At 50.9% G+C, this 5,495-nt stretch carries 2 tRNA genes and 3 rRNA genes; all 5 read left to right on the top strand.

The window, feature by feature from the left end:
- Positions 1 to 105 precede the first annotated feature (105 nt).
- The 5 genes from ACWGXF_RS24245 (at position 106) to rrf (ending at position 5,489) form a co-directional block, all read left to right on the top strand.
- Positions 106 to 1,638 (top strand): 16S ribosomal RNA (locus ACWGXF_RS24245).
- 93 nt (positions 1,639 to 1,731) lie between these two features.
- Positions 1,732 to 1,808 (top strand) — tRNA-Ile (locus ACWGXF_RS24240).
- 28 nt (positions 1,809 to 1,836) lie between these two features.
- Positions 1,837 to 1,912 (top strand) — tRNA-Ala (locus ACWGXF_RS24235).
- A gap of 420 nt (positions 1,913 to 2,332) precedes the next feature.
- Positions 2,333 to 5,210, top strand: a 23S ribosomal RNA gene (locus ACWGXF_RS24230).
- A gap of 166 nt (positions 5,211 to 5,376) precedes the next feature.
- Positions 5,377 to 5,489, top strand: a 5S ribosomal RNA gene (rrf, locus tag ACWGXF_RS24225).
- The 16S, 23S and 5S rRNA genes sit together here with 2 tRNA genes alongside, the layout of an rRNA operon.
- Positions 5,490 to 5,495 lie beyond the last annotated feature (6 nt).

Below are 5,495 nucleotides of genomic sequence, written 5' to 3'. Positions count from 1 at the left end.
CTCTTCGGAGTTATCAAACGCTCACAAAAACAGTAATGAGGAAGAATTAATTCTTCTTGATTCCGTCAAGTGAGTGAGCAGTCGAAAGACTTTAAATTCAAGATCGAACTATAGAGTTTGATCCTGGCTCAGATTGAACGCTGGCGGCATGCTTTACACATGCAAGTCGAACGGTAACAGGTCTTCGGATGCTGACGAGTGGCGAACGGGTGAGTAATACATCGGAACGTGCCTAGTAGTGGGGGATAACTACTCGAAAGAGTAGCTAATACCGCATGAGATCTACGGATGAAAGCAGGGGACCTTCGGGCCTTGTGCTACTAGAGCGGCTGATGGCAGATTAGGTAGTTGGTGGGGTAAAGGCTTACCAAGCCTGCGATCTGTAGCTGGTCTGAGAGGACGACCAGCCACACTGGGACTGAGACACGGCCCAGACTCCTACGGGAGGCAGCAGTGGGGAATTTTGGACAATGGGCGAAAGCCTGATCCAGCAATGCCGCGTGCAGGATGAAGGCCCTCGGGTTGTAAACTGCTTTTGTACGGAACGAAAAGCCTGGGGCTAATATCCCCGGGTCATGACGGTACCGTAAGAATAAGCACCGGCTAACTACGTGCCAGCAGCCGCGGTAATACGTAGGGTGCAAGCGTTAATCGGAATTACTGGGCGTAAAGCGTGCGCAGGCGGTTTTGTAAGACAGTGGTGAAATCCCCGGGCTCAACCTGGGAACTGCCATTGTGACTGCAAGGCTAGAGTGCGGCAGAGGGGGATGGAATTCCGCGTGTAGCAGTGAAATGCGTAGATATGCGGAGGAACACCGATGGCGAAGGCAATCCCCTGGGCCTGCACTGACGCTCATGCACGAAAGCGTGGGGAGCAAACAGGATTAGATACCCTGGTAGTCCACGCCCTAAACGATGTCAACTGGTTGTTGGGTCTTAACTGACTCAGTAACGAAGCTAACGCGTGAAGTTGACCGCCTGGGGAGTACGGCCGCAAGGTTGAAACTCAAAGGAATTGACGGGGACCCGCACAAGCGGTGGATGATGTGGTTTAATTCGATGCAACGCGAAAAACCTTACCCACCTTTGACATGGCAGGAACTTACCAGAGATGGTTTGGTGCTCGAAAGAGAACCTGCACACAGGTGCTGCATGGCTGTCGTCAGCTCGTGTCGTGAGATGTTGGGTTAAGTCCCGCAACGAGCGCAACCCTTGCCATTAGTTGCTACATTCAGTTGAGCACTCTAATGGGACTGCCGGTGACAAACCGGAGGAAGGTGGGGATGACGTCAAGTCCTCATGGCCCTTATAGGTGGGGCTACACACGTCATACAATGGCTGGTACAAAGGGTTGCCAACCCGCGAGGGGGAGCTAATCCCATAAAGCCAGTCGTAGTCCGGATCGCAGTCTGCAACTCGACTGCGTGAAGTCGGAATCGCTAGTAATCGTGGATCAGAATGTCACGGTGAATACGTTCCCGGGTCTTGTACACACCGCCCGTCACACCATGGGAGCGGGTCTCGCCAGAAGTAGGTAGCCTAACCGCAAGGAGGGCGCTTACCACGGCGGGGTTCGTGACTGGGGTGAAGTCGTAACAAGGTAGCCGTATCGGAAGGTGCGGCTGGATCACCTCCTTTCTGGAAAAATGCTGCTTCAAATTGAACGTCCACACTTATCGGTTGTTGGAACAAGCCAGGTAGCTTGCTGAATGACAGCGGGCTGCATGGAATGGGTCTGTAGCTCAGCTGGTTAGAGCACTGTGTTGATAACGCAGGGGTCGTTGGTTCGAGCCCAACTAGACCCACCAAGATTCCAATATCTGGTCAGAGGATCCCGGGGGATTAGCTCAGCTGGGAGAGCACCTGCTTTGCAAGCAGGGGGTCGTCGGTTCGATCCCGTCATCCTCCACCAAAAATGATAGCGCCGAAAGGTGCTATAATCGTTGGCTCAGCAGATGTGAAGCGCAAGCGAAGCAAAAGCAGAGTAGAAGCAAAAAAACAAATTCAATATAAAAGCAGTCTGCTTCAGACTGCTTTTATATTGATCTTTGATCAATAGGCTGTTCTTTAAAAATTCATAGAGTCGAAATCAGCGTTGCTGGTGGAAAGCGAAATCGAAAGATATTCGCACCGTGCCGCCAGCAACATTTTGATTGCGTCAAAACAGATATTTTGCGAATGCAAATTTATCTAGTAATGACGAATATTCTCTAAGCTGCATCGAAAGATGCAGCCAAAGATATTCACATTACGGCATAACGCGTGAGGTGCAAGACCTCACCAGTCTTTGAAACCAGGCTTTGATTCTCGCTAAGAGAGTCCAAAGTTATAGGGTCAAGTGACTAAGAGCATATGGTGGATGCCTTGGCGATGATAGGCGACGAAAGACGTGATAGCCTGCGATAAGCTTCGGGGAGCTGGCAAATAAGCTTTGATCCGGAGATTTCTGAATGGGGGAACCCACCTCGCAAGAGGTATCGTGCACTGAATACATAGGTGCACGAAGCGAACCTGGAGAACTGAAACATCTAAGTACCCAGAGGAAAAGACATCAACCGAGATTCCGATAGTAGTGGCGAGCGAATTCGGAAGAGCCTTGCAGTGATAGTCGATCAGTTAACAAAACGGCATGGAAAGGCCGACCATAGTGGGTGATAGTCCCGTATGTGAAAACCGATCGGTGGTACTAGGCTGCAGACAAGTAGGGCGGGGCACGAGAAACCCTGTCTGAATATGGGGGGACCATCCTCCAAGGCTAAATACTCATCATCGACCGATAGTGAACCAGTACCGTGAGGGAAAGGCGAAAAGAACCCCGGGAGGGGAGTGAAATAGATCCTGAAACCGTATGCTTACAAAAAGTCGGAGCCCTTAGGGGTGACGGCGTACCTTTTGTATAATGGGTCAGCGACTTACATTCAGTGGCAAGCTTAACCGAATAGGGGAGGCGAAGAGAAATCGAGTCCGAATAGGGCGACTAGTCGCTGGGTGTAGACCCGAAACCAAGTGATCTATCCATGGCCAGGATGAAGGTGCCGTAACAGGTACTGGAGGTCCGAACCCACTAATGTTGCAAAATTAGGGGATGAGCTGTGGATAGGGGTGAAAGGCTAAACAAACTTGGAAATAGCTGGTTCTCTCCGAAAACTATTTAGGTAGTGCCTCAAGTATTACCGTCGGGGGTAGAGCACTGTTTAGGCTAGGGGGTCATGGCGACTTACCAAACCTATGCAAACTCCGAATACCGACGAGTACAGCTTGGGAGACAGAGCACCGGGTGCTAACGTCCGGACTCAAGAGGGAAACAACCCAGACCGCCAGCTAAGGTCCCTAAAATTGGCTAAGTGGGAAACGAAGTGGGAAGGCTAAAACAGTCAGGATGTTGGCTTAGAAGCAGCCATCATTTAAAGAAAGCGTAATAGCTCACTGATCGAGTCGTCCTGCGCGGAAGATGTAACGGGGCTAAGCCAGTTACCGAAGCTGCGGATGTGCAATTTATTGCACGTGGTAGGAGAGCGTTCTGTAAGCCTGTGAAGGTGTCTGGTAACGGATGCTGGAGGTATCAGAAGTGCGAATGCTGACATGAGTAGCGTTAAAGGGGGTGAAAAGCCCCCTCGCCGTAAGCGCAAGGTTTCCTACGCAACGTTCATCGGCGTAGGGTGAGTCGGCCCCTAAGGCGAGGCAGAGATGCGTAGCTGATGGGAAACAGGTCAATATTCCTGTACCGATCAATAGTGCGATGTGGGGACGGAGAAGGTTAGCTCAGCCAACTGTTGGAATAGTTGGTTCAAGCGTGTAGTCGTGCTCTTTAGGCAAATCCGGAGAGCTGAGATGAGGCGTGATAACGAGTCTGCTTGCAGACGAAGTGAGTGATACCCTGCTTCCAGGAAAAGCCACTAAGCTTCAGCTATTGACGACCGTACCGCAAACCGACACTGGTGCGCGAGATGAGTATTCTAAGGCGCTTGAGAGAACTCAGGAGAAGGAACTCGGCAAATTGACACCGTAACTTCGGGAGAAGGTGTACCCCAAGTAAGTGAAGTTGTACAAACGGAGCTCAAAGGGGTTGCAAAAAATTGGTGGCTGCGACTGTTTAATAAAAACACAGCACTCTGCAAACACGAAAGTGGACGTATAGGGTGTGACGCCTGCCCGGTGCTGGAAGATTAAATGATGGGGTGCAAGCTCTTGATTGAAGTCCCAGTAAACGGCGGCCGTAACTATAACGGTCCTAAGGTAGCGAAATTCCTTGTCGGGTAAGTTCCGACCTGCACGAATGGCGTAACGATGGCCACACTGTCTCCTCCTGAGACTCAGCGAAGTTGAAATGTTTGTGATGATGCAATCTCCCCGCGGAAAGACGGAAAGACCCCATGAACCTTTACTGTAGCTTTGTATTGGACTTTGAACGGATCTGTGTAGGATAGGTGGGAGGCTTTGAAGTGAGGTCGCTAGATCTCATGGAGCCAACGTTGAAATACCACCCTGGTGCGTTTGAGGTTCTAACCTGGATCCATTATCTGGATCGGGGACAGTGCATGGTAGGCAGTTTGACTGGGGCGGTCTCCTCCCAAAGCGTAACGGAGGAGTTCGAAGGTACGCTAGTTACGGTCGGACATCGTGACGATAGTGCAATGGCATAAGCGTGCTTAACTGCGAGACTGACAAGTCGAGCAGATGCGAAAGCAGGACATAGTGATCCGGTGGTTCTGTATGGAAGGGCCATCGCTCAACGGATAAAAGGTACTCTGGGGATAACAGGCTGATACCGCCCAAGAGTTCATATCGACGGCGGTGTTTGGCACCTCGATGTCGGCTCATCTCATCCTGGGGCTGTAGTCGGTCCCAAGGGTATGGCTGTTCGCCATTTAAAGAGGTACGTGAGCTGGGTTTAAAACGTCGTGAGACAGTTTGGTCCCTATCTTCCGTGGGCGCTGCAGATTTGAGGAAGCCTGCTCCTAGTACGAGAGGACCGGAGTGGACACACCTCTGGTGTACCTGTTGTCACGCCAGTGGCATCGCAGGGTAGCTAAGTGTGGAAGAGATAACCGCTGAAAGCATCTAAGCGGGAAACTCGTTTCAAGATGAGATCTGCCGGGGCCTTGAGCCCCCTGAAGGGTCGTTGTAGACCACGACGTTGATAGGCTGGGTGTGGAAGCGCAGTAATGCGTTAAGCTAACCAGTACTAATTGCCCGTGCGGCTTGACCCTATAACTTTGGGTAAGCCTGGAAAAACAAAAGACAGAACGCAAGTTCTAGTTATGCCGAAATAGCGCAATCGAAAAGCTGATTGAAGACTCTATGAATTCGTTGGATTGAAGGTGAGCGAGATTAAGAAGTTAATCAAGGCGCTGTCAATCTGACAAAAAGTTTATGCCTGATGACCATAGCAAGTTGGTACCACTCCTTCCCATCCCGAACAGGACAGTGAAACGACTTTGCGCCGATGATAGTGCGGGTTCCCGTGTGAAAGTAGGTCATCGTCAGGCTCTTAC

This window comes from Comamonas sp. HJ-2, assembly GCF_053615495.1.
This window is presented reverse-complemented; position numbering and strand designations above follow the sequence as displayed.